The organism is Lelliottia sp. F153, from assembly GCF_002870005.1.
Classification (GTDB): Bacteria; Pseudomonadota; Gammaproteobacteria; order Enterobacterales; family Enterobacteriaceae; genus Enterobacter; species Enterobacter nimipressuralis.
Map to the genome: position 1 here is coordinate 1,060,054 of NZ_PKFT01000001.1, position 25,947 is coordinate 1,086,000.

Annotated in this window: 20 protein-coding genes; 18 read left to right on the forward strand and 2 right to left on the reverse strand. The window is 56.6% G+C overall.

Annotated features, from left to right (window positions below; genetic code table 11):
- The first annotated feature begins 4 nt into the window (after nt 1-4).
- From lnt to rihA, 6 genes are all read left to right on the forward strand, one after another.
- Nucleotides 5-1,543, forward strand: a complete 1,539-nt coding sequence (gene lnt / locus F153LOC_RS05100) for an apolipoprotein N-acyltransferase (protein WP_102104167.1) — start codon at nt 5-7, stop codon at nt 1,541-1,543.
- Between the two features lie 402 nt (nt 1,544-1,945).
- The gene (locus tag F153LOC_RS05105; protein ID WP_146003453.1) at nt 1,946-2,851 is read left to right on the forward strand and encodes an amino acid ABC transporter substrate-binding protein; all 906 of its coding nucleotides are present in this window, start codon (nt 1,946-1,948) and stop codon (nt 2,849-2,851) included.
- Nucleotides 2,852-3,008: 157 nt separating this feature from the next.
- A complete protein-coding gene (locus F153LOC_RS05110) occupies nt 3,009-3,749 on the forward strand; it encodes an amino acid ABC transporter permease (RefSeq protein WP_102104168.1) in 741 nt (246 codons plus the stop codon).
- Nucleotides 3,749-4,426 (forward strand): glutamate/aspartate ABC transporter permease GltK, encoded by a 678-nt coding sequence (gene gltK / locus F153LOC_RS05115; RefSeq protein WP_100777217.1) that lies wholly within the window; start codon nt 3,749-3,751, stop codon nt 4,424-4,426. The genes F153LOC_RS05110 and gltK overlap by 1 nt, the downstream gene beginning before the upstream one ends.
- Nucleotides 4,423-5,148 (forward strand): amino acid ABC transporter ATP-binding protein, encoded by a 726-nt coding sequence (locus F153LOC_RS05120; RefSeq protein ID WP_100777218.1) that lies wholly within the window; start codon nt 4,423-4,425, stop codon nt 5,146-5,148. The genes gltK and F153LOC_RS05120 overlap by 4 nt, the downstream gene beginning before the upstream one ends.
- Before the next feature lie 120 nt (nt 5,149-5,268).
- Nucleotides 5,269-6,204 carry a pyrimidine-specific ribonucleoside hydrolase RihA gene (gene rihA / locus F153LOC_RS05125; RefSeq protein WP_102104169.1) on the forward strand — a complete coding sequence of 312 codons (936 nt, stop codon included), beginning with the start codon at nt 5,269-5,271 and terminating at the stop codon, nt 6,202-6,204.
- Nucleotides 6,205-6,283: 79 nt separating this feature from the next.
- Here rihA and F153LOC_RS05130 read toward each other — a convergent pair whose 3' ends face one another.
- Nucleotides 6,284-6,766, reverse strand: coding sequence for a zinc ribbon-containing protein (locus F153LOC_RS05130; RefSeq protein ID WP_100777220.1), 483 nt, complete (start codon nt 6,764-6,766; stop codon nt 6,284-6,286).
- A gap of 173 nt (nt 6,767-6,939) precedes the next feature.
- On the opposite strand from F153LOC_RS05130, the gene F153LOC_RS21660 reads away from it, so the two are divergent.
- Together F153LOC_RS21660 and F153LOC_RS05135 are read left to right on the forward strand one after the other, a co-directional pair.
- Nucleotides 6,940-7,104, forward strand: coding sequence for a YnfU family zinc-binding protein (locus F153LOC_RS21660; RefSeq protein ID WP_164971751.1), 165 nt, complete (start codon nt 6,940-6,942; stop codon nt 7,102-7,104).
- Nucleotides 7,105-7,261: 157 nt separating this feature from the next.
- Nucleotides 7,262-15,838, forward strand: a complete 8,577-nt coding sequence (locus F153LOC_RS05135; RefSeq protein ID WP_102104170.1) for a GH36-type glycosyl hydrolase domain-containing protein — start codon at nt 7,262-7,264, stop codon at nt 15,836-15,838.
- A gap of 18 nt (nt 15,839-15,856) precedes the next feature.
- Here F153LOC_RS05135 and F153LOC_RS05140 read toward each other — a convergent pair whose 3' ends face one another.
- Nucleotides 15,857-16,090 carry a hypothetical protein gene (locus tag F153LOC_RS05140; protein ID WP_100777222.1) on the reverse strand — a complete coding sequence of 78 codons (234 nt, stop codon included), beginning with the start codon at nt 16,088-16,090 and terminating at the stop codon, nt 15,857-15,859.
- Nucleotides 16,091-16,235: 145 nt separating this feature from the next.
- Here F153LOC_RS05140 and F153LOC_RS21865 point away from each other — a divergent pair, with 145 nt between their 5' ends.
- From F153LOC_RS21865 to mrdB, 10 genes are all read left to right on the forward strand, one after another.
- Entirely contained in the window at nt 16,236-16,412 is a 177-nt protein-coding gene (locus F153LOC_RS21865; protein WP_215628780.1) for a YnfU family zinc-binding protein, read from the forward strand.
- 20 nt (nt 16,413-16,432) lie between these two features.
- Nucleotides 16,433-16,708: a hypothetical protein gene (locus F153LOC_RS05145; RefSeq protein ID WP_199174660.1), complete on the forward strand. Its 276-nt coding sequence runs from the start codon at nt 16,433-16,435 to the stop codon at nt 16,706-16,708.
- 275 nt (nt 16,709-16,983) lie between these two features.
- The gene (leuS, locus tag F153LOC_RS05150) at nt 16,984-19,566 is read left to right on the forward strand and encodes a leucine--tRNA ligase (protein WP_149044981.1); all 2,583 of its coding nucleotides are present in this window, start codon (nt 16,984-16,986) and stop codon (nt 19,564-19,566) included.
- Nucleotides 19,567-19,580: 14 nt separating this feature from the next.
- Nucleotides 19,581-20,150 (forward strand): LPS assembly lipoprotein LptE, encoded by a 570-nt coding sequence (lptE, locus tag F153LOC_RS05155; RefSeq protein ID WP_102104171.1) that lies wholly within the window; start codon nt 19,581-19,583, stop codon nt 20,148-20,150.
- Entirely contained in the window at nt 20,150-21,181 is a 1,032-nt protein-coding gene (gene holA, locus F153LOC_RS05160) for a DNA polymerase III subunit delta (RefSeq protein ID WP_102104172.1), read from the forward strand. The genes lptE and holA overlap by 1 nt, the downstream gene beginning before the upstream one ends.
- Nucleotides 21,174-21,839, forward strand: coding sequence for a nicotinate-nucleotide adenylyltransferase (nadD, locus tag F153LOC_RS05165; protein WP_146003454.1), 666 nt, complete (start codon nt 21,174-21,176; stop codon nt 21,837-21,839). Before holA ends, nadD begins: the two co-directional genes overlap by 8 nt.
- Before the next feature lie 268 nt (nt 21,840-22,107).
- Nucleotides 22,108-22,425: a ribosome silencing factor gene (rsfS, locus tag F153LOC_RS05170; protein ID WP_100777226.1), complete on the forward strand. Its 318-nt coding sequence runs from the start codon at nt 22,108-22,110 to the stop codon at nt 22,423-22,425.
- 3 nt (nt 22,426-22,428) lie between these two features.
- Entirely contained in the window at nt 22,429-22,896 is a 468-nt protein-coding gene (rlmH, locus tag F153LOC_RS05175; protein WP_014069327.1) for a 23S rRNA (pseudouridine(1915)-N(3))-methyltransferase RlmH, read from the forward strand.
- A 28-nt stretch (nt 22,897-22,924) separates the two neighbouring features.
- The gene (mrdA, locus tag F153LOC_RS05180) at nt 22,925-24,826 is read left to right on the forward strand and encodes a peptidoglycan DD-transpeptidase MrdA (protein ID WP_100777227.1); all 1,902 of its coding nucleotides are present in this window, start codon (nt 22,925-22,927) and stop codon (nt 24,824-24,826) included.
- Nucleotides 24,827-24,828: 2 nt separating this feature from the next.
- The gene (mrdB, locus tag F153LOC_RS05185; protein ID WP_100777228.1) at nt 24,829-25,941 is read left to right on the forward strand and encodes a peptidoglycan glycosyltransferase MrdB; all 1,113 of its coding nucleotides are present in this window, start codon (nt 24,829-24,831) and stop codon (nt 25,939-25,941) included.
- The last annotated feature ends 6 nt before the right edge of the window (nt 25,942-25,947 follow it).

The following is a 25,947-nucleotide window of genomic DNA, read 5'->3' on the forward strand; positions in this document are numbered from 1 at the left end:
GTAAATGGCATTTGCCCCACTGCTTGAACGCCAGCGCGTCCGTTTGCTGCTGGCGCTGTTGCTCGGAGCCAGCGGAACGCTGGCTTTTTCTCCTTATGACATCTGGCCTGCCGCCCTCCTCTCACTGATGGGGTTACAAGGGCTGACGCTGAATCGTCGCCCGATTCAGGCTGCGGCCATCGGCTACTTCTGGGGTCTGGGCCTGTTTGGCTCTGGCATTAACTGGGTTTACGTCAGTATCGCGCAGTTCGGCGGTATGCCTGGCCCGGTTAACGTCTTCCTGGTGGTGCTGCTGGCGGCGTATCTCTCGCTGTATACCGGTCTCTTCGCGGGGATTTTGTCGCGCCTGTGGCCGAAAACCAGCTGGCTGCGCGTGGCGATTGCGGCACCCGTGGTCTGGCAAATCACCGAGTTTTTACGCGGCTGGGTGCTGACCGGCTTCCCGTGGCTGCAGTTTGGCTACAGCCAGATCGATGGCCCGCTAAAAGGCCTGGCGCCGGTGATGGGCGTGGAGGCGATCAACTTCCTGCTGATGGTGGTGAGTGGTCTGCTGGTGCTGGCCCTGGTGCAGCGCAACTGGAAACCGCTGGTCGCGGCAGTAGTGCTGTTCGCCCTTCCCTTCCCGCTGCGCTTTATCCAGTGGTTCACCCTGGAGCCCGCGCGCGTAACTCAGGTGTCGATGGTACAGGGCAATATTCCGCAGTCGCTGAAGTGGGATGAGAACCAGCTGATCAATACGCTGAAAATCTATCTCGATGCGACGCAGAAAGAGATGGGCAAATCTGACCTGATTATCTGGCCGGAGTCTGCGATTCCCGATCTGGAGATCAACCAGCAGCGTTTCCTGAGCATGATGGACGATCTGCTGCGCGCGAAGAACAGCACGCTGATCACCGGGATTGTCGACGCGCGTCTGAACAAACAGAACCGTTACGACACCTACAACACCATTATCACGCTCGGCAAAGACAACCCGTACAGCTACGAATCGGCGAATCGTTACAACAAAAACCACCTGGTGCCGTTTGGTGAGTTTGTGCCGCTGGAAACGATTCTGCGCCCGCTGGCACCGTTCTTCGATCTGCCAATGTCGTCCTTCAGCCGCGGGCCTTATGTCCAGCCTCAGCTTCATGCGCATGGCCTGGCGCTGACCCCGGCGATCTGTTACGAAATCATCCTTGGCGAACAGGTGCGCGATAACTTCCGTCCCGATACGGATTATCTGCTGACCATCTCCAACGACGCCTGGTTTGGTAAGTCGATTGGCCCGTGGCAGCACTTCCAGATGGCGCGCATGCGCTCCCTGGAGCTGGCCCGTCCGCTGCTGCGCAGCACCAATAACGGCATTACCGCCGTGATTGGTCCGCAGGGTGAAATCCAGGCGATGATCCCGCAATTCACACGCGCCGTGCTGACAACCAACGTCACGCCAACCTCCGGCCTCACACCGTATGCTCGCACCGGCAACTGGCCGCTGTGGATCCTGACGGTTCTGTTTGGTTTTGGCGCTGTGTTAATGAGTTTGCGTCAGCGTCGTAAGTAATCCCCCAGTGCCCGGCGGCGTTTCGCTTGCCGGGCCTTCATCTCCTCATTTCCAGGCCTGGCCTGGCACGACACATCTGATACCCGGCAAATCCCCCTCGACTCCCATTTCTGGCACGCCTATTGCTTTATTAAATCACAGATTCAGTGGTTTGGCTTAACGTGCAACGTTGGCGCACCACCGCAGTTCATCGGTAGCACCGAAACGGTGCAGGCAGATATTTTTGCCTCTGAATGGTGCGGCGCGCTTCGCAAAAATAAACAATAACGCAGCAAAATCTTTACATTAAGCCAGACTAAATGTTAACAAGCTTGCATAACACTGCACTCGCATCGCGCGAGATATAACAACATCACAATGGGTATCAATGCGTCATTGGCGCAGATAATAAAGGAGTTGGGTATGCAATTACGTAAACTGGCCACAGCAATGCTGGTAATGGGGATGTCTGCAGGCGTCGTTCACGCTGAAGACGCTCCGGCTGCCGGGAGCACTCTCGACAAGATTGCCAAAAATGGCGTGATCGTGGTCGGCCACCGTGAATCTTCCGTCCCGTTCTCATACTACGACAACACGCAAAAAGTCGTAGGCTACTCTCAGGACTACTCCAACGCGATCGTAGAAGCGGTCAAGAAAAAGCTCAACAAACCTGACCTGCAGGTGAAGCTGATTCCAATTACGTCGCAAAACCGTATTCCTCTGCTGCAAAACGGCACCTTCGATTTTGAGTGTGGTTCCACCACCAACAACCTCGAACGTCAGAAACAAGCGGCCTTCTCCGACACTATCTTCGTGGTCGGTACGCGTCTGCTGACCAAAAAAGGCGGCGAGATTAAAGACTTCGCAGACCTGAAAGGCAAAGCGGTTGTTGTGACTTCCGGTACCACCTCTGAAGTGCTGCTGCATAAGCTCAACGACGAGAAGAAACTGGATATGCGCATCATCAGCGCGAAAGACCACGGTGACTCTTTCCGTACGCTGGAGAGCGGTCGCGCGGTGGCATTCATGATGGATGACGCGCTGCTGGCGGGCGAACGTGCAAAAGCGAAGAAACCAGACAACTGGGACATCGTCGGCACGGCGCAGTCGAAAGAGGCATACGGCTGTATGCTGCGTAAAGACGACGCGGGCTTCAAAAAGCTGATCGATGACACCATCGCTCAGGTTCAGACCTCCGGCGAAGCGGAAAAATGGTTCGATAAGTGGTTCAAGAACCCGATTCCACCAAAAAATCTCAACATGAACTTTGAACTGTCTGACGACATGAAAGCCCTGTTCAAAGAACCAAACGACAAAGCACTTAACTAATTAGAACCATTAAGGGGCGGGATCTCCTGCCCTCTCGATTGTCGGGAAGCGCGGACAGACTATACGTTGAGTGGTCGTTCCCCACTCAGCGCGAACATTGAGCTTCTCACCAATCTTCGAGGGTAGCGCTGCTACCCTTTTTTTTCTGGAGTTTATTATGTCAATAGACTGGAACTGGGGCATTTTTCTGCAACAAGCCCCGTTCGGCAACACCACCTATCTTGGCTGGCTGTGGAGCGGCTTTCAGGTTACCGTTGCGTTATCGATAACGGCCTGGATAATCGCTTTCCTGGTCGGTTCCCTGTTCGGTATTTTACGTACCGTTCCGAACCGTTTTCTCTCTTCCCTGGGTACCCTGTACGTCGAACTGTTCCGTAACGTTCCGCTCATCGTGCAGTTCTTTACCTGGTATCTGGTCGTGCCTGAACTGCTGCCGGAAAATCTCGGCATGTGGTTTAAATCTGAGCTGGACCCGAATATTCAGTTCTTTGTCTCCTCGATGCTCTGCCTTGGCCTGTTCACTGCTGCGCGCGTGTGCGAGCAGGTGCGTGCCGCGATTCAGTCGCTGCCGCGCGGGCAAAAGAACGCCGCACTGGCGATGGGCCTGACGCTGCCGCAAAGCTACCGCTACGTGCTGCTGCCAAACGCTTATCGCGTAATCGTTCCGCCAATGACCTCCGAGATGATGAACCTGGTGAAAAACTCGGCCATCGCCTCCACCATTGGTCTGGTCGATATGGCGGCACAGGCGGGCAAGCTGCTGGATTACTCCGCCCACGCGTGGGAATCTTTCACCGCCATTACCGTGGCCTATGTGCTGATTAATGCTTTCATCATGCTGGTGATGAACCTGGTTGAACGTAAAACTCGCCTGCCGGGCAATCTGGGGGGCAAATAATGTACGAGTTTGACTGGAGTTCCATTGTTCCCGCCATGCCCTATCTGCTCGACGGGCTGGTTATTACCTTAAAAATCACCGCCATTGCGATCGTGGTTGGTATTGTCTGGGGCACGATTTTGGCAGTCATGCGCCTGTCGAGCTTCAAGCCTTTCGCCTGGTTCGCCACCGCCTACGTCAACGTCTTCCGCTCCATTCCGCTGGTGATGGTGCTGCTGTGGTTTTATCTCATCGTCCCCGGCCTGCTGCAAAACGTGCTGGGGCTATCGCCGAAAACCGATATCCGCCTGATCTCTGCCATGGTCGCGTTCTCAATGTTTGAGGCGGCGTACTATTCGGAAATTATTCGCGCGGGTATTCAGAGCATCTCTCGCGGACAATCGAGCGCAGCACTGGCACTGGGGATGACCCACTGGCAGTCCATGAAGCTCATTATTCTGCCACAGGCGTTTCGCGCCATGGTCCCGCTGCTGCTGACGCAGGGCATCGTTCTCTTCCAGGATACCTCGCTTGTGTATGTGCTGAGCCTCGCGGACTTCTTCCGTACGGCCTCCACTATCGGCGAACGCGACGGTACGCAGGTTGAGATGATCCTGTTCGCAGGTGCAGTTTATTTTGCAATTAGTTTAAGCGCGTCGCTGTTGGTTACCTGGCTGAAGAAAAGGACAGTCTCATGATTTCCCTGAAAAATGTTTCTAAATGGTATGGGCACTTTCAGGTGCTGACCGACTGCTCCACCGAAGTGAAAAAAGGCGAAGTGGTTGTGGTATGCGGGCCGTCTGGCTCCGGTAAATCGACGTTGATTAAAACCGTCAACGGCCTGGAACCGGTGCAGAAAGGCGAGATTGTCGTCGATGGCACGAAGGTGAACGACAAAAATACCAATCTGGCGAAACTGCGTTCCCACGTCGGGATGGTGTTTCAGCACTTTGAGCTGTTCCCGCACCTGTCGATTATCGAGAACCTGACGCTGGCGCAGGTAAAAGTGCTGAAACGCGACAAAAAAGCGGCGCGTGAAAAAGGCTTAAAACTGCTGGAACGCGTGGGGCTGTCTGCTCACGCCGATAAGTTCCCGGCCCAGCTCTCCGGTGGTCAGCAACAGCGAGTGGCGATTGCGCGCGCGCTGTGCATGGACCCTATCGCCATGCTGTTTGATGAACCAACCTCCGCGCTTGATCCGGAAATGATCAACGAAGTGCTGGATGTGATGGTGGAGCTGGCGCACGAAGGGATGACCATGATGGTGGTGACCCACGAGATGGGCTTTGCCCGCAAAGTGGCCAACCGCGTGATCTTTATGGACGAAGGGAAAATTGTCGAAGATTCGCCGAAAGAGGACTTCTTCGCTAACCCGCAATCCGATCGCGCCAAAGATTTCCTCGCCAAAATCCTGCACTGATCAACCGGGTGCGCAATCTTCGGATTGCGCACCACTTCACGCTTTAGGTCTCTTCTTCTCGTCTGCTTCATCTTGCGGCGTTAACCTTGTCACAAAATAACGCCAAAAATGGAGCACCCTATGCCACTGCCGATCATTCTCGATTGCGATCCTGGTCATGATGACGCTATCGCGCTTGTCCTTGCCCTCGCCTCACCGGAATTAGCCCTCAAAGCCGTCACCTCCTCCGCCGGCAATCAGACACCGGACAAAACCCTGCGCAATGTGTTACGCATGCTGACCCTGCTCAATCGCATGGATATCCCGGTGGCGGGCGGCGCGGTGAAACCGCTGATGCGCGATCTGATCATCGCTGATAACGTTCACGGCGAGAGTGGGCTGGACGGCCCGGCGCTGCCTGAGCCAGGCTTTGAGCCGCAAAACTGCACGGCGGTTGAGCTGATGGCGAACGTGCTGCGAGAAAGTGATGAGCCGGTGACGCTGGTGGCGACAGGCCCGCAAACCAACGTGGCGCTGCTGCTCAACAGCCACCCGGAACTGCACGCCAAAATCGCGCGGATTGTGATCATGGGTGGAGCGATGGGGCTGGGGAACTGGACGCCCGCGGCAGAGTTCAACATCTTCGTCGATCCGGAAGCCGCAGAAATTGTCTTCCAGTCGGGCATCCCGATTGTGATGGCCGGTCTGGATGTCACCCACCGGGCGCAGATCATGGCAGAAGATATCGCGCGTTTTCGCGCAATTGGCAATCCTGTTGCCACCACGGTCGCTGAGCTGCTCGACTTCTTTATGGAGTACCACAAAACCGAGAAATGGGGCTTCCAGGGCGCGCCGCTGCACGATCCGTGCACCATCGCCTGGCTGCTGAAACCGGAGATTTTCACGACCGTTGATCGTTGGGTAGGAGTTGAAACCCAGGGGAAATACACTCAGGGCATGACGGTGGTGGATTATTATTTCCTGACGGGCAATACGCCGAATACCACGCTGATGGTGGATATCAACCGGGAAGCGTTTGTCGATTTGCTGGCGGAAAGACTGAAGTTTTACGCCTAATCAGTGCGCCGGGCGGCGCTGCGCTTTTCCGGCCTACGGTTTTGCAGGCCAGGTAAACGTCGCGCCACCGGCGTTGAGGTTACGGCTCGAAAGGCCGTCTCTGGAACTGGTCATGGCCGCATTTCGGGCAGCGCGGCAGAACGTCCGGGGTATACACCGCCAGATGGAAATGACAGTTTTCACAGACCAGATTGCCCAGCCCAACCACCTCGCCGCTGTGGTACACGCCGTGATGATTCAGATCCTGAAACACTTCGCGCCACTCCAGCTGGGTTTTATCGGTGATATCTGCCAGTTCCTGCCACAGACTCTCTTTAATCACCCGCATAAATACGCTGTCGGTAACGTCGTTTTGACTCTCTTCATAGCTTCGCGCGAACTCCTCAAGGTCGCGGCGCACGGCTCGCGTCACCTCTTCCACTTCGGTGCGCGTCAACTCACCCGTCTGTACAACCCGAACACGCGCCTGCTCGACAAGAGCATCAATATCACGTTCGCCGTTACGCAGGCGTTCCGTCAGTGTGGCAACCAGTTCGCGGTAAAATTGAGCAACCTTGTTCATCCTTTCGCCTCCCGGGTAAGTAACTGTCTCTAATAATAGACCTTATTTTGCCGCTGCTTTGTCAGGTCGACCACAGACCGGGTAAATTCCTGCAAAGGCGGGATGCGATACCGTGCACAGTATTTGAACAGTTCGTGCTAGGATGAAGCTCATTCATTGAAAGGTTAATCATCATGTCTCTTCTCGATTACGCAATGAAGCTTATCGGTGGCGCATCAACCACCACAGTGACTTGCCCGCACTGCGGCCTCAAGTCCTCCCACCCGACCTCCAAAATTCGTCTCAAACAGGCCATGCTGTGCCCCGGCTGTAAAGCCCTGTTTGTTGCTCCACGCTGATTGCACGCGCGCCCTTTGGCGCAACATCGGTGTTCTATACTGAAGTAAGAGTCCAGCAGCTGTTAAATCCAAGATGCCCCACACCCATCCTGAGAGAACGTTTCTGATCTGATTTCACAACTGCTCCTGCGCGTTCATGTCGCACCAGAGCAATCCTATGAAAATGAGCCTTAAATCGTGGCGGAGTCGTTCCCGTTCACTTCCGCCTGTCAACGTCTCTGCCCTGAAGGGGCACGAGCCTGTGCCGGAAAATAGTCTGCAGGCCGAGCTTTTTTCGACGGCGCAGATGGCGCGCTACGGTCAAAAACTGGCGCGTTCGCACAAGCTGTCGCCCGACAAACTGCCCTATTACCTGCTCAAACGCCTCGATGATAACGAGGCAGTCATTACGCAAAACTGCTACGACCTCAATGCCGGTAAAAAAGCGACGATTATGCCCGCCGGTGAGTGGCTGCTCGACAACTACTACCTGATCGAGGAGCAGATCCGCATCGTGCGCCAGCATCTGCCGAAGAATTTCGGCAAAGGGCTTCCGGCGCTGGCCTCCCCTCATGACTGCCCGCGAATTTATGCCATTGCCGCCGAGGCGATTGCCCATGGCGACGGGCGCTGGGACGCCACCAGCCTCACCAGCTATATCAGCGCCTATCAGCAGGAAACGCCGCTGACGCTGGGCGAAGTCTGGGCGCTGCCCGGCATGCTGCGCCTGGCGCTGATCGAGAATCTGCGCCGGGTCAGTATCGACGTGGTTAAAGCCCAGCAGGAGCGCAATCTGGCGGATAGCTGGGTCACCCGCATTTTCGAATGTGCGGAGAACACGCCCGCCGATCTGATCATGGTGATCGCCGATCTGGCGCGCTCCAGCCCACCGCTGACCAGCGCGTTTGTCGCCGAGCTGGTGCGCCGCCTGCAGGGACGCGGCAATATGCTGGCGTTACCGCTGACCTGGGTCGAACAGCGTCTGGCAGAACAGGGAGTCACCACCGATACCCTGATCCACCGCTTCAACCAGCAGTTAGCCGCCAGCCAGCTGTCCGTGAGCAACAGCATCGCGGGCTTGCGTTTGCTGAGTGAAACCAACTGGGCCGATTTTGCCGAAGCCATGAGCGTCGTCGAGCAGACGTTGCGCCAGGACCCGGCAGGCATTTACCCGCTGATGCACTTCGATACGCGCGATCACTATCGTCACGTCATTGAGGTTCTGGCGCGAGACAGCCGCTTTAGCGAGCCGGAAGTTGCCCGCCGCGTGCTGGCGCTTGCCAGTGAAAATGCGCCCGAGACACCCGGCGCCCATATTGGCTATTACCTGAAGGGCGAAGGCCGCCAGCAGCTGGAGATCCTGCTTACGGCAGATGCGTCGCGGCTGATTCGCCTGCGGCACAGCTTCAACCAGATCCCGCTGATGTCATGGCTCGGCAGCCTGAGCCTGTTGACCACCGCCGCGACGGCTGAAATCCTGCACCGCACGGCGCAGCAGGGGATGGGCTGGCTGCTGATCCTCCTCGCACTGCCGCTGATTATTGTGCTCAGCCAGCTTGCCAGCGACCTGCTGAGTGAAGCGACGACCCGTTTTCGTACGCCGCGCCCGTTGCCGCGCATGGACTTTTCCAGCGGTATTCCGGCAGAGTCGGCCACGATGGTGGTCATTCCCTGCCTGCTCACCAGCGCCGACGGAATCATCAAGCTCATCACCCGTCTGGAAGTGTGCTGGCTGGGCAATCAGAGCGATCATCTCTGTTTCGCGCTCCTGACCGATTTTGCCGATTCAGCAGAAGAATACTCACCGCAAAACAGTGCCCTGCTCGACCAGGCGATGTCACACGTTCAGGATCTCAACCGCCGCTATCCGGCCAGCCGCCCGCTGTTTTATCTGCTCCACCGGAACCCAGAATGGAACCCGCAGCAGGGCGTGTGGATGGGTTATGAACGCAAACGGGGAAAACTGGCGCTGCTGAACAGCTGGTTACGCCATCCCGATAAACAGTTTTCCAGCGTCGCCGATCTGCCAGCCCACCAGCGACCGGCGCCGATCAAATACGTGATCACGCTCGACAGCGACACTCTTCTGCCGCGCGATACCGCCCATAAGCTGGCCGCAACCATGGCCCATCCACTCAACCGGCCAGAGTATGACGCCGCGCGCCAGCGGGTAGTCAAAGGCTACGGCATTCTGCAACCGGGCATGGCGGAAGAGATGCCCCGCAACGGGCAAGGGCGCTATGCCGCCATGTGCAGCAGCATTGCGGGGAATAACCCCTATTCAATGATGTCTTCCGATATCTATCAGGACCTTTTCAACGAAGGCTCTTTCGTCGGGAAAGGTATTTACGACGTCGATATTTTTGTGCGGGCCACGCAAAACACCTGCCCGGAAAACCTGGTGCTTAGCCACGATTTGCTGGAAGGGTGTTATGCCCGCTCGGGGCTGTTAAGCGAAGTGCTGCTCTACGAGCAGTACCCGAATAATTATCTCTCAGATGTCGCGCGCCGCACCCGTTGGATCCGCGGCGACTGGCAACTGCTGAACTGGCTTAAACCGCGCGTCAGAAAAGCCGATGGCACGCGCGATAAAAACCCGCTGTCAGCCCTGTCGTACTGGAAATTATTCGACAACCTGCGCCGTAGCCTGGTTGCCCCATCCCTGTTGACGCTGCTGTTTTGCACCCTGCTGTGGGTGCCGAATCCCCTGTACTGGCTGGGCGTGCTCGCGCTGGTGTGGCTCTTGCCCACCGGGCTGGCGGTCGCCTGGGATCTGATCAATAAACCTGCCCGGCGCCATACTGTGCAGCATCTGCTGCTGGTCGCCTCCGGCGCCCTGAAGCGGCTTTCCCGAATCGGGCTGACTGTGGCGACGCTGCCTCATGAGGCCGGGTATTCACTGTATGCCATTGCCGTCACGTTCTGGCGTCTGGGATTCAGCCACCGCAATCTGAGCCAGTGGGCCAGCTTCAGCCCAGACGACGATGTGGCAAAAACCTCACCGCTCCGCTTTTATCGCGCGATGTGGATGAATGTCGCCTGCGGCGTGGCTCTCAACGTCCTGACCGCCCATATTGCGCCGATGTTTTCCTTTATCGCGCTGCCTTTAAGCCTGCTGTGGTGCCTGACACCGCTGCTGCTGAGCTGGATGAGCCGCCAGCCTGCGCGCCGGACATTTTCCCCCAACAAGGAACAGAAGCTGCTGCTGCGCCAGACGAGCCGCGAAATCTGGGCCTTTTTTGAAACCTTTGCCACCGCGAAAGAAAACGGGCTGCCGCCGGATAACTATCAGGAGATCCCCCACCCTGTTATTGCCCATCGAACGTCGCCGACCAATATTGGCCTTTCGTTGATGGCAAACCTGACGGCGTGGGATTTTGGCTATCTGCCGATTGGCGAGGTGTTGCAGCGCGTGACGCTGACCTTGGACACGCTGGATAAAATGGAGCATTTCCGCGGGCATTTGTATAACTGGTACGACACCCAGACCCTCGCGCCCCTTAGCCCGCGCTACGTATCCAGCGTCGACAGCGGCAATATGGCGGGCCACCTGCTGACCCTGCGCGAAGGGCTGACCGCCATGCGAAATCAGCCCGTGTTAAATTGCACGCAGGTGCTGGCCGGGCTGAACGATACCCTGGGTATCCTCGAAAAACACTGGGGACAACACGCCCCAACCGGGCTGCGGCTGTTGCGTAAACACTGTCTGAACGCTAACGCCCTGTCTCCGGCGCAGGTTTACCTCGAACTGAAGCAGATGCGTACCCAAAGCAACCATTTGACGGCGCTGTGCCATCAGGATGACAAACTGGTTCTGCGCTGGATCGAGCATTTGCAGCGCCAGTTGGTGCAGCTGTGCCATGAATGGTCGCATCTTCTGGGCTGGATAACGCCCGCCTATGACTCCCCGACGCTGCCGTCTTTGAGCGAGCTTGCTCAGGCGACGCACCGCGGTGAAGGCACGCCCTCCACTTCGGCGATTACCCTGGCACGCATGCGCCTGAATATCATTACCGAGCTGGAACAGCGGCTGAACGAGCATGCGCGGATGGATTTCACGTTCCTCTACAGCGAAGTGACCAGCCTGCTCAGCATCGGCTACAACTGCGACAGCAATATGCTGGATAAAAGCCACTACGATCTGCTGCCCTCCGAAATTCGCCTGACCAGTTTCCTCGCTATCGCCACTAACCAGTTGCCGCAGAAGAGCTGGTACGCGCTCGGCAGGCTGTTTACCACCATTGAGAACGAAACCGCCCTGATGTCCTGGAGCGGTTCGATGTTTGAATATCTGATGCCGAATCTGGTGATGCCCACCTGGCCCGGCAGCCTGCTGGACGAGATGAGCCAGTCGGCGGTGATGCGCCAGATCCATTGGGGAAAAGAGCGCGGCGTTCCCTGGGGCGTGTCGGAGTCGGGCTATCACGCCTTTGATGTGCAGCAGAACTATCAGTATCAGGCCTTCGGTGTGCCGGGTCTCGGCCTGCGTCGTGGGCTGGCGGACGATATGGTCGTCGCCCCTTACGCCACGCTGCTGGCGCTGATGATTGCGCCGCAAAAAGCCTGTGACAACCTGCTCCGTCTGGAAAAAAACGGCGCGCGCGGGGAGTTCGGTTTTTATGAAGCGCTGGATTACACCCCGTCGCGTCTCGCCTCCGGACAGTTGTACGCGGTGGTGCAGTCGTGGATGGCGCACCATCAGGGGATGGCGTTTCAGGCGCTGGCGCACGTCCTGCTGGATGCGCCGATGGCCGACCGGTTTATGGCCAGCACCGCCTTCCAGTCTGCCAGCCTGCTGTTGCAGGAGCGAGTACCGGATGCGGTCGATCTCTATAGCCCGCGTCGTCATTTTGAGTCTCACGAAGGACGCGTTAAACCGGTGCACTACGAGCCGAGGATTTTCACTACGCCGGACAACCTGATCCCTGAAGTTCAGCTGCTCTCAAACAGTCATTACCATCTGATGATGACCCACACTGGCGGCAGTTACAGCCGCTGGAACGATCTGGCCCTCACCCGCTGGCGCAGCGATACCACCCGCGATAACTGGGGTGCGTTCTGCTATATCCGCGATCTGCAGTCGGGCGAAACCTGGAGCAATACCTGGCAGCCGATGGGTGATGCGGACAGCAGCGACGAAGTGATCTTTACCGATGCGGGCGCGGAGTTCCGGCGCACGCTCGGCTCCCTGAGTGTGAAAACTCAGGTGGTTGTGTCGCCGGAAGATGATATCGAACTGCGGCGCGTAACGCTGCTGCACCGCGGCCGCCAGCCGCGCACCATCGAGCTGACAACCTACGCCGAAGTGGTGCTGGCACCGGCCACCAGCGATCTGGCGCATCCGTCGTTCAGCAAACTGTTTATCCAGACTGAGCTGGTCCCTGCTCAGAACGCCATTCTGTGCCACCGACGTCCACGCGCGCCGGATGAAAAAAGTCCCTGGCTGTTCCACATGATGGTGGTACAGGGTAGTAGTCAACCTCACGCCTCGTTTGAAACCGACCGCGCGGCGTTTCTTGGCCGCGGCAGGCATCCGGCAGATGCGCAGGCAATCGGACAAAGCGGGCCGCTCAGTAACTCCTCTGGCTCGGTGCTGGACCCGGTGCTGGCCATTCGCCAGTCGATCACCCTGCAACCCGGCCAGCCGGTCACCGTCGATATCCTGTATGGCGTGAGCGAAAATCGCCAGCAGAGCCTGACGCTGCTGGAGAAATATCGCGATCATCCGATCGCCGACCGCGTCTTTGAGCTTGCCTGGTCGCACAGCCTGGTGGTGTTGCGCCAGATTAACGCCAACGAAGATGACGCCGCCCTGTTTAACCGGCTCGCCGGTGCGATTCTGTATCCGTGCCAGGAGTTGCGCGCCGACAGCCAGACCCTCAGCCGCAATCGACGCGGCCAGTCGGGCCTTTGGGGCTGGGCGATTTCCGGCGATCTGCCGATTGTGCTGCTCAGTATCAGCAGCGAAGAGAGCATTCTGTCGATTACCACCCTGATTCAGGCGCACCGTTACTGGCGGCTGAAAGGGCTGGCGGTGGATCTGGTGATCCTGAATGAAAGCCCCGGCGGTTATCAGCAAGCGCTGCAAAATCAGATCATGGACCTGATTTATGCCGGCTCAGAAGCAAGCCTGCTGGATAAATCGGGCGGGATTTTTGTCCGTAACGGCGAACACCTCTCCACCGAGGACAAACTGCTGCTGATGAGCGTCGCGCACCTGTATCTCGACGATCGCGCAGGCGGATTGAACGAACAGCTGGATCAACGTATTCATAGCCTTAAAACCGTGCCTGCGCCCTTTATTGCGCACGGAGGATCAGGCGTTATTCAGCATATTCCCTGGACGCCGGAAACGGGACAACTGCTGCATTTCAACGGCCACGGCGGTTTTTCTCAGGATGGCCGCGAGTACCAGATTGTCCTTCGGGAAAATGCCCCGACGCCCGCCCCCTGGTCGAATGTGCTGGCCAATGCCCGTTTCGGCAGCGTGCTGTCGGAGGCCGGGCAAGCCTACAGCTGGTATGAAAATGCCCATGAATACCGCATCACGCCGTGGGAAAACGATCCCGTCAGTGACCCTGGCGGAGAGGTGTTTTACCTGCGCGACGAAGAGAGCGGCGCGTGCTGGTCGCCGACCACCTTGCCGCTTCGCGGTGAAGGGGATTACCTCTCTCGCCACGGGTTCGGCTATAGCGTCTTTGGCCACCGGGAGAGCGGCATCGACAGCGAGCTGACGGTGCTGGTCGCCGAGCATGAGCCGGTCAAACTGGCAATCCTGACGCTCAGCAACAACTCCGGGCGGACACGAAAACTCTCCGTCACCGGATACGTGGCCTGGACGCTGGGTGAATCACGCTCGCAGTCGGCCCACCATATAGTGACCCATGCGGCCAGCGTCAACGGCGGCTGCGGCGTGCTGGCGAACAACTTTTACGGCGGCAACGGCAGCGGCCGTACGGCATTTTTCGCCGTCAGCGGTGCCCACTGCTCCCTGACGGGCGATCGACGTGAGTTTCTGGGTCGCAACGGCTCCCTGCACGATCCGCTGGCGATGCGCTTGCAAAGGCTGTCGGATAAAACCGGAGCCGGGCTGGACCCTTGCGGCGCGGTGCAATCGGCTGCCACGGTGATCGACGGCGATCACAAGACCTTTATTTTTGTGCTGGGAGTGGGCGACGATCCGGCGCAAGCGCAGACGCTACTCAATCGGTATCTCAACGAAGAGGCCGCCCGCGAGGAGCTGAACAACGTTCACCGTTACTGGCACAGCGTGCTCGATAACATCGTGGTTAACACCCCGGACAGTGCCGTCAATCTACTGACCAACGGCTGGCTGCTGTATCAGACGGTGGCCTGTCGTCTGATGGCGCGCAGCGGGTACTATCAGTCCGGCGGCGCGTTTGGTTTCCGCGATCAGCTCCAGGATACGCTGGCCCTGAGCCACGCCGCGCCTGAACGCCTGCGGGACCAGATTGTGCTCTGCGCTTCCCGGCAGTTTATCGAGGGCGACGTGCAACACTGGTGGCATCCACCGCACGGCAACGGCGTGCGCACGCGCTGCTCGGACGATTATCTCTGGCTGCCGCTGGCGGTTTGTCACTATGTTGAGACTACCGGGGATAACGGCGTGCTTGAGCAACAGATTCCTTATCTTGAAGGCCGTCTGCTTCAGCCCGGCGAAGAGTCGGTTTACGACACACCGATAGTGAGCGCCGTCGAAGAGACGCTGTGGCAGCACTGCGTGAAAGCCCTGCGTCATGGTTTACAGTTCGGACAGCATGGTCTGCCGCTGATGGGCGCGGGCGACTGGAATGACGGCATGAACCGGGTCGGGATCGAGGGGAAAGGGGAAAGCGTCTGGCTCGGGTTCTTCCTGTACGACATTTTGCAGCGCTTCGCGGATCTGGCTGAACAGCGTCAGGACGGGACGATAGCGGAACTGTGCCGCACCCAGGCGTCACGTTTGCAGAAAAACCTGGAGGCTTCCGGCTGGGACGGAGAGTGGTATCGTCGCGGCTATTTTGACGGCGGCGAACCGCTGGGGTCGAAGGCCTCTCAGGACTGCCGAATTGATGCCATCGCCCAAAGCTGGTCGGTGCTCTCCGGAGCCGCCGATCCGGTGCGCAGCGCGCGGGCGATGCAATCGCTGGATAAGCTGCTGGTGGATAACGACGCCGGGCTTATCAAACTGCTGACGCCACCGTTCGATGGCCACGGCCCGAATCCGGGCTACATTCAAGGCTATCTGCCCGGCGTACGGGAAAACGGCGGGCAGTATACCCACGGTGCGATCTGGGCGGTGATGGCCTTTGCCCGAATGGGCAATACGGAGCGGGCGTGGCAGCTGTGGTCGATGATCAATCCTATCAACCACGCCTTAACGGCCGATGACGTTGAACGGTATAAAACCGAGCCTTACGTCATGAGTGCTGACGTCTACAGCGTCGCGCCGCATAGCGGACGTGGGGGCTGGAGCTGGTATACCGGTTCAGCGGGATGGGCCTATCGCCTGCTCACAGAGGAGTTGCTGGGGATAAAACGCTACGGTGAAACGTTTGTCGTACATGCGCAGTTACCGCATGACTGGCCGTCACTCAACATGACCTATCAGCAAGGAAGTAGTCAGTATCACATTACGGTTTCGCGGGGTGGTGAAGCCTACCAGGTACGACTTGATGGCGTTATGCTGCCTGATGACCGCATTCCGCTGATGAAGGATGGGCAATCTCATACGGTTGAGATTGTTCAGAATTAATTTCTGAAAACAGGCGCATTAACACCTGCCGTTAATGCGCTGATTGTCGCGGAGGACATCAATTGCCGTTTGCATCGCAATTTTATTATCCCGCTTTTTTTGCTGCGCTTGCATCACTTGCAAATATTCGAGCAACGTTCGAGTATTGATCGGCCTTCCCTGCTTACCCACAGCCAGGACAGCTTCACCTAAAATAATTTTGACGGGCGGTAATTGTGCGGGGTACCAGTCGAGAGTGTCTTCTGATTTCATTATAAAATTCTCACGGAAGGGTATTATATCATAAATCCTGTCTGAATTCCCGGTCCCCTTTTACGCCATGAATGCGCGAAAACATTACCCGTAAACGTCAGCATAAAAGCGTATAATTAATAACCACCCTTAAGAGTATTCATTTATGTCCTATACCAGTGGCCTTCGGGAATTTAAAGAGCGGCCCGTACACGTGGCCTGCCCGGTCTGTTCCCACAGGGCCGATCAAAAAGCGGGGAAGATGCGAAAGGATGCGGTGCTTGAATGCCCCTCATGCGGATTACTTTTCCGCCCCTCCGAATGCTGGTGCATTGGAGGATAACCTTAACCGAGGCCATCATCATGAAAACCAGGAAAGCAGTTTTTATTGAAGGTCATATTGTTGCTAATCGACGGCTTGGCGAATCCTGCCAGCCTTTTTGTATTCACAGCGTCATGTTCAGTAATGGAAAATATGCCATTGTGCGCGCTGATTCCGGGATCTGTTTTAACCCTGGAGAAATTATTCAACGCTACGATTGCGAATGGTTTTTCCACGAGCAGAAAATTCATCTACTGCCTTTTCAGTACATTAAAGAAAATGAATCTCTGCGGCAATTATCTGAATATGAAACCTGATACCCACTCACACCGGGTTACTGTCAGTTATATTGTCAACGCCAGTGACGCTCGTTATATGAATAATAAAACGCGCGCCGAGCCTGTTGCCTAAAAATGGATGCCCCTCACTTTTGGGTGGACGAACCGGTCGCCAGGGCCACATCCCGTGACGTTAACGCATTTGCGTGAAAGGCTGTTTTGACGCAGGCGTTTGGGCTATGCTATGCGGATCTGAAATACCACATCCATTGGCTACGTTTGTAGCTGTATTGAGAACAGGACCACTGGCTGCCATGCAAGAGCAATACCGCCCGGAAGAGATAGAATCAAAAGTCCAGCAACACTGGGACGAGAAGCGTACCTTTGAAGTCACTGAAGACGAGAGCAAAGAGAAGTATTACTGCCTGTCGATGCTTCCCTATCCTTCTGGTCGACTACACATGGGCCACGTGCGTAACTACACCATCGGTGATGTGATTGCACGCTACCAGCGTATGCTGGGCAAAAACGTGCTGCAGCCCATCGGCTGGGATGCGTTTGGTCTGCCAGCCGAAGGCGCGGCCGTCAAAAACAACACGGCTCCTGCGCCGTGGACTTACGACAACATCGCCTACATGAAAAACCAGCTCAAAATGCTGGGCTTTGGTTACGACTGGAGCCGCGAGCTGGCGACCTGCACCCCGGAATACTACCGCTGGGAGCAAAAATTCTTCACCGAGCTGTATAAAAAAGGCCTGGTGTACAAGAAAACTTCTGCCGTTAACTGGTGCCCGAACGACCAAACCGTTCTCGCGAACGAACAGGTTATCGACGGCTGCTGCTGGCGCTGCGACACCAAAGTTGAGCGTAAAGAGATCCCTCAGTGGTTTATCAAAATCACCGCTTACGCCGACGAACTGCTGCGCGACCTGGATACTCTGGATCACTGGCCAGATACCGTTAAAACCATGCAGCGCAACTGGATTGGCCGTTCTGAAGGCGTCGAGATCACCTTTGACGTGCAGAACAGCGATCAAAAACTGACGGTTTACACCACGCGCCCTGACACCTTCATGGGGTCCACCTACCTGGCCGTGGCTGCCGGTCACCCGCTGGCACAGCAGGCGGCGGCGACCAATCCTGAACTGGCTGCTTTCATCGACGAATGCCGCAACACCAAAGTGGCCGAAGCCGAAATGGCAACCATGGAGAAACGTGGCGTCGCGACGGGCTTTAACGCCATTCACCCGCTGACCGGTGAAGCAATCCCGGTCTGGGCGGCTAACTTCGTGCTGATGGAATACGGCACCGGTGCCGTGATGGCGGTGCCAGGCCACGATCAGCGCGATTACGAATTTGCGACCAAATACGGCCTGACTATTAAGCCGGTAATCCTGGCCGCCGACGGTTCTGAACCGGATCTGTCCGAGCAGGCGCTGACTGAAAAAGGCACCCTGTTCAACTCCGGCGAATTTAGCGGCCTGAGCTTCGAAGAGGGCTTCAACGCTATCGCTGACAAACTTGCTGCGCTGGGCGTGGGCGAGCGTAAAGTGAACTATCGTCTGCGCGACTGGGGTGTTTCCCGTCAGCGTTACTGGGGCGCACCGATTCCTATGGTGACGCTGGAAGACGGTACTGTAATCCCAACGCCTGAAGATCAGCTGCCGGTGATCCTGCCGGAAGATGTGGTGATGGATGGGATCAGCAGCCCAATCAAAGCCGATCCTGAGTGGGCAAAAACCACCGTCAACGGCCAGCCAGCCCTGCGTGAAACCGACACCTTCGATACCTTTATGGAATCGTCCTGGTACTACGCGCGCTACACTTGCCCGCAGTATCAGGAAGGGATGCTGGACGCCAAAGCGGCCAACTACTGGCTGCCGGTTGACATCTACATCGGCGGTATCGAACACGCCATCATGCACCTGCTCTACTTCCGCTTCTTCCACAAACTGATGCGCGATGCGGGCCTGGTGAACTCTGATGAGCCAGCCAAACAGCTGCTGTGTCAGGGTATGGTTCTGGCAGATGCGTTCTACTATCTCGGCGAAAACGGCGAGCGTAACTGGGTTTCCCCGGTTGACGCCATCGTTGAGCGCGACGAGAAAGGCCGTATCGTGAAAGCCAAAGACGCGGCAGGCCACGAGCTGGTGTATACCGGCATGAGCAAAATGTCGAAGTCCAAAAACAACGGCATCGACCCGCAGGTCATGGTAGAGCGCTACGGCGCGGATACCGTGCGTCTGTTCATGATGTTTGCGTCTCCGGCGGATATGACTCTGGAGTGGCAGGAATCCGGCGTTGAAGGCGCGAACCGCTTCCTGAAACGCGTCTGGAAACTGGTTTACGAGCACACCTCACAGGGTGAGGCTCCGGCACTGAATGTGGCAGCACTGAGCGAAGATCAGCAGGCGCTGCGTCGTGATGTTCACAAAACTATCGCAAAAGTGACCGATGATATTGGTCGTCGTCAGACCTTCAATACCGCAATTGCGGCTATTATGGAACTGATGAACAAGCTGGCGAGAGCCCCGCAGGAAGGCGAGCAGGATCGTGCCTTGATGCGTGAAGCGCTGCTGGCTATCGTTCGCATGCTGAACCCGTTCACGCCTCACGCCAGCTTTACCCTGTGGCAGGAGCTGAAAGGTGAAGGCGATATCGATAACGCACCGTGGCCGGTTGCTGATGAAGCCGCTATGGTTGAGAACACCACGCTGGTGGTGGTTCAGGTTAACGGTAAAGTGCGCGGTAAAATTACTGTTGCCGTCGATGCAACGGAAGAACAGGTTCGTGAACGCGCAGGCCAGGAACATCTGGTTGCGAAGTACCTTGATGGCGTTACCGTACGTAAAGTGATCTATGTACCGGGTAAACTGCTGAATCTGGTCGTTGGCTAAGCGCGGGAGGAAACGTGCGACAACTGGCAACAATACTCTTATCTCTGGCGGTGCTTGTCACCGCAGGTTGTGGCTGGCATCTGCGCAATACCACGGCAGTGCCGCCTCAGATGAAAACGATGATCTTCGATTCCGGGGATCCGAATGGTCCATTGAGCCGCGCCATTCGTAACCAGCTGCGTCTTAACGGCGTTGAGCTGATCGAAAAAGGCACATTGCGTCAGGATGTTCCATCGTTCCGTGTACTGAGCTCCGTGCTGAGCAAAGACACGGCGTCCATCTTCCAGGATGGCCGTACGGCGGAATACCAGATGGTGATGTCGGTGAGTGCTGCCGTGCTGGTGCCGGGTAAAGACATTTATCCGATCAGTACCAAAGTCTACCGTTCGTTCTTTGATAACCCACAAACTGCGCTGGCAAAAGATGCCGAGCAGCAAATTATCATCAACGAAATGTACGACAAGGCGGCGGAACAGCTGATCCGTAAACTGCCAAGCATTCAGATGGCGTCAAAAGACACCAGCACGGAACACTCTGTGCCACTGGATACCACGCCGCAAGTTACCGGAACGCTGGGTAACTAATGGTTCGGTTGTATCCTGAACAACTCCGCGCGCAGCTCAATGAAGGGCTGCGCGCGGCGTATCTGCTCCTCGGAAACGATCCCCTTTTACTTCAGGAAAGCCAGGATGCCGTGCGCCAGGTCGCCGCGTCTCAGGGCTTCGATGAACATCACGCTTTCCAGATAGACAACAGCACCGACTGGCAGACACTCTTTTCCCTGTGCCAGGCGATGAGCCTGTTTGCCTCGCGCCAGACGATCCTGGTCCAGCTACCGGAAAATGGCCCGAATGCGGCGATTAACGAACAGCTCGCCACGCTGGTCAGCCTGCTGCACAACGATTTACTGCTGATTGTTCGCGGGAATAAACTCACCAAAGCGCAGGAAAATGCGGCCTGGTTTACCCAGCTCGCGGCCCATTCTGTGCAGGTGACCTGCCAAACCCCTGAACAGGCGCAGCTGCCGAAGTGGGTGGCAGTCCGGGCCAAACAGCTCAATTTGCAGCTAGATGACGCGGCCAATCAGCTGCTGTGCTATTGCTATGAAGGCAATCTGCTGGCGCTGGCGCAGGCGCTGGATCGCCTGTCACTGCTGTGGCCGGACGGCAAACTGACGTTACCGCGTGTTGAACAGGCGGTGAATGATGCGGCGCACTTCACCCCTTTCCACTGGGTCGATGCGTTGCTGGCGGCCAAGAGCAAACGCGCACTGCACATTTTGCAGCAGCTGCGGCTCGAGGGCAGTGAGCCGGTGATTTTGCTGCGCACGCTGCAGCGTGAACTGTTATTGCTCAACACCCTGAAACGCCAGTCGGCCAACATGCCGCTGCGTGCCCTGTTCGATAAACATCGCGTCTGGCAAAACCGCCGCGCCATGACCACCGAGGCAGTTAATCGCCTCAGCACTGAACAGCTTCGTCAGGCGGTGCATCTGCTGACACGCGCCGAACTGACGCTAAAGCAGGATTACGGTCAGTCGGTCTGGGCGGAGCTGGAAAGTCTTTCCCTTCTGCTGTGCCATAAGGCGCTGGCAGACGTCTTTATTGATGGTTGATATGAGTTCTTTACAGGCGTTGTATGGCGGCACCTTCGATCCGGTCCATTATGGGCATCTGAAGCCGGTCGAAATTCTGGCGAATCTGATTGGCCTGCAGCGCGTGATCATCATGCCGAATAATGTTCCCCCGCACCGCCCGCAGCCTGAAGCGACCAGTGAACAGCGCAAAGAGATGCTGGCGCTGGCCATCGCCGATAAGCCGCTGTTTCAGCTTGATGAGCGCGAACTGCGCCGGGATACGCCCTCCTATACTTCGCAAACGTTGCAGGAGTGGCGCGCTGAGCGCGGCCCGACGCAACCGCTGGGATTTATCATCGGCCAGGACTCATTGCTCAATTTCCCCTCCTGGCATCAATATGAAACCATTCTGCAAAACAGCCATCTTATCGTCTGCCGCCGTCCAGGTTATCCGCTGACCATGAAGGAAGAGCAGCATCAGGCCTGGCTGGACGCCCATCTGACGAACGATGTGGAAGATCTGCACACCCTGCCTGCCGGTAAAATTTATCTGGCCGAGACGCCGTGGTTTGATATCTCCGCCACCCTGATTCGCGAACGGCTTCAGCAGGATTTATCCTGCGACGATATGCTGCCCGCGCCAGTACTCAACTATATCCATCAACACGGGTTGTATCAGAAAAGCGCAGATGAATGAGGGGAAGCGCGAAAATTCGCGTTATTCACCGCCGTGCCATTGACAGCCCTCTTCAGGCTGATATCCTCCGCAACCTGACTTCCTGCCAGTCGTTGCCAAATAGAAATTGTTTTACAAAAATGGCGATGCATTGTCAGGCCGGGGATGGGATGATACCCGCCTTTAAAAGTCCGTCAGGTGACATTTGTCCCGACACAGCCGCCAGTTAAGGTATACTGCCAGGCTATCCATTTAATCGTTGCTCAACTTCACTCACCAGGGGGAAAACTTGCAGGGTAAAGAACTCCAGGATTTTGTTATCGACAAAATTGATGACCTGAAAGGTCAGGACATCATCACTATCGACGTTCAAGGTAAATCCAGTATCACCGACTGCATGATCATTTGCACCGGCACATCCACACGTCATGTTGCTTCTATTGCCGATCATGTGGTTCAGGAATCGCGTGCAGCTGGCCTGATGCCGCTGGGCGTAGAAGGCGAAGCCATTGCTGACTGGGTTGTTGTGGACCTTGGCGATGTGATCGTCCACGTCATGCAGGAAGAGAGCCGTCGTCTGTATGAGCTGGAAAAACTCTGGGGTTAATGCGTGAAGTTGCAACTGGTAGCCGTCGGCACGAAAATGCCGGACTGGGTACAGACGGGTTTTACTGAATATCTGCGCCGTTTTCCCAAAGACATGCCGTTCGAACTGGTGGAGATCCCAGCAGGAAAGCGCGGTAAGAACGCGGATATCAAACGTATTCTCGAAAAAGAGGGTGAGTTAATGCTGGCAGCGGCTGGCAAGAACCGCATTGTAACCCTCGATATCCCAGGCAAACCCTGGGATACGCCGCAGCTGGCGCACGAATTAGAGCGCTGGAAGCAGGATGGCCGCGACGTCAGTCTGTTGATTGGTGGTCCGGAAGGGTTGTCCCCCGCCTGCAAAGCGGCCGCAGAACAAAGTTGGTCCCTCTCCGCGCTGACGCTGCCCCACCCGCTTGTTCGGGTGCTGGTCGCAGAAAGCCTCTATCGCGCGTGGAGCATTACTACCAACCACCCTTATCACCGTGAGTAATGATTGACCAGGGCAAATTAAGCAGCGGATGAAACTACAGAATTCTTTTCGCGACTATTCGGCTGAGTCCGCGCTGTTTGTGCGCCGGGCGCTGGTCGCTTTTACCGGGATTTTGCTGCTGTCTGGCGTACTCGTCGCCAACCTCTACAATCTGCAAATCGTCCGCTTCACCGATTATCAAACGCGCTCCAACGAAAACCGCATCAAGCTGGTGCCCATCGCACCGAGCCGCGGCATTATCTACGACCGTAACGGCACGCCGCTGGCGTTAAACCGCACCATCTACCAAATCGAGATGATGCCGGAAAAAGTCGATAACGTGCAGGACACGCTGGATGCGCTGAAAGGCGTGGTCGATCTCACGGATGACGATATCGCCGCCTTCAAGAAAGAGCGTTCGCGTTCGCACCGCTTTACCTCCATCGCCGTGAAAACCAATCTGACGGAAGTCCAGGTCGCCCGCTTTGCGGTGAACCAGTACCGCTTCCCTGGTGTTGAGGTCAAAGGCTATAAGCGTCGATTCTACCCTTACGGCTCCGCGCTGACTCACGTCATCGGCTACGTTTCCAAAATTAACGATAAAGACGTCGATCGTCTCGACAAAGACGGCAAACTGGCAAACTACGCCGCTACCCATGATATCGGTAAGCTTGGCATTGAGCGCTTCTACGAAGACGTGCTGCATGGACAAACGGGCTATGAAGAGGTTGAAGTGAACAACCGTGGCCGCGTGATCCGCCAGCTAAAAGAGGTGCCGCCGCAAGCCGGTCACGACGTCTATCTGACGCTGGATCTTAAGCTCCAGCAGTATATCGAAACCCTGCTGGCAGGCAGCCGTGCGGCAGTGGTGGTCACCGATCCGCGTACCGGCGGCATTCTGGCGCTGGTATCTATGCCAAGCTACGATCCGAACCTGTTCGTCGATGGCATCTCCAGCAAAGACTATTCCGGTCTGTTGAACGATCCGAACACTCCGCTGGTGAACCGCGCCACCCAGGGCGTCTATCCGCCCGCATCTACGGTCAAACCGTATGTCGCCGTCTCCGCCCTGAGCGCCGGCGTTATCAACCGCAATACCAGCCTGTTTGACCCCGGCTGGTGGCAACTGCCCGGCTCAGAAAAACGCTATCGTGACTGGAAAAAATGGGGCCACGGCCACCTGAATGTCACCAAATCACTGGAAGAGTCGGCGGATACCTTCTTCTATCAGGTCGCCTACGACATGGGGATTGACCGCCTCTCGGAGTGGATGAGCAAATTTGGCTACGGCCACTACACGGGCGTGGATCTCTCGGAAGAGCGCTCAGGCAACATGCCAACGCGCGAGTGGAAGCTGAAACGCTTTAAAAAGCCGTGGTATCAGGGCGACACCATTCCGGTCGGTATCGGCCAGGGTTACTGGACAGCTACGCCAATCCAGATGAACAAAGCCATGATGATCCTCATCAACGACGGCGTGGTGAAAGTACCGCACCTGCTGATGAGCACCGTCGAAGATGGCAAACAGGTTCCATGGTCGCAGCCCCATGAAGCACCGGTGGGTGATATCCACTCCGGCTTCTGGGAAATCGCCAAAGACGGGATGTACGGCGTCGCCAACCGTCCAAACGGCACCGCCCATAAGTATTTTGCGGGCGCACCGTATAAAGTGGCGGCGAAATCCGGTACCGCACAGGTCTTCGGCCTGAAAGCCAACGAAACCTATAATGCGCATAAAATCGCTGAACGTCTGCGTGACCATAAACTCATGACCGCATTTGCGCCTTATGATAAGCCTCAGGTGGCGGTAGCGATTATTCTCGAAAACGGCGGCGCTGGTCCGGCGGTAGGTACGATTATGCGCCAGATCCTCGACCACATTATGCTGGGCGACAACAACACCGACCTGCCGGCTGAAACCCCAGCCGCCTCTGCGGCGGAGGACCAATAATCATGACGGATAATCCAAATAAGAAATCGCTGTGGGACAAAATCCACATCGACCCGGCCATGCTGCTGATCCTGCTGGCATTGCTGACCTACAGCGCCCTCGTTATCTGGAGCGCCAGCGGCCAGGATATTGGCATGATGGAGCGCAAGATTGGCCAGATCGCGATGGGGCTGGTGATCATGGTGGTGATGGCGCAAATCCCGCCGCGCGTCTATGAAGGCTGGGCGCCCTACCTCTATTTTATCTGTATTATTTTGCTGATCGCCGTGGATGCATTCGGGGCGATTTCGAAAGGTGCGCAGCGCTGGCTCGATCTCGGGATTGTGCGTTTCCAGCCCTCCGAGATTGCGAAAATCGCCGTTCCGCTGATGGTCGCACGCTTTATCAACCGTGACGTCTGTCCGCCGTCGCTGAAAAATACCGCCATTGCGCTGGTGCTGATCTTCCTCCCGACCCTGCTGGTTGCGGCGCAGCCCGATCTGGGAACGTCGATTCTGGTGGCGCTGTCCGGCCTGTTCGTGCTGTTCCTGTCCGGCCTGAGCTGGCGATTAATCGGTATCGCGGTGGTGCTGGTGGCCGCCTTTATCCCGATACTCTGGTTCTTCCTGATGCATGACTATCAACGTCAGCGCGTCATGATGTTGCTCGATCCGGAAACCGATCCGCTGGGCGCGGGCTATCATATTATTCAGTCTAAGATTGCAATTGGCTCGGGTGGTTTGCGCGGTAAAGGCTGGCTGCACGGAACACAGTCACAGCTGGAGTTCTTGCCGGAACGCCATACGGACTTTATTTTTGCCGTTCTGGCGGAAGAGCTTGGCCTGGTCGGTATTTTGATTTTGCTGGCCCTGTACCTCCTGCTGATCATGCGTGGACTGTGGATTGCCGCGCGCGCGCAGACCACCTTCGGTCGCGTCATGGCAGGCGGTTTGATGCTGATTTTATTCGTTTATGTCTTCGTAAATATTGGTATGGTGAGTGGGATTCTGCCGGTTGTAGGCGTGCCATTACCGCTGGTGAGTTACGGAGGCTCGGCACTGATCGTGTTGATGGCCGGGTTTGGGATAGTGATGTCTATCCATACCCACAGAAAAATGTTGTCCAAAAGCGTATAAAAATAA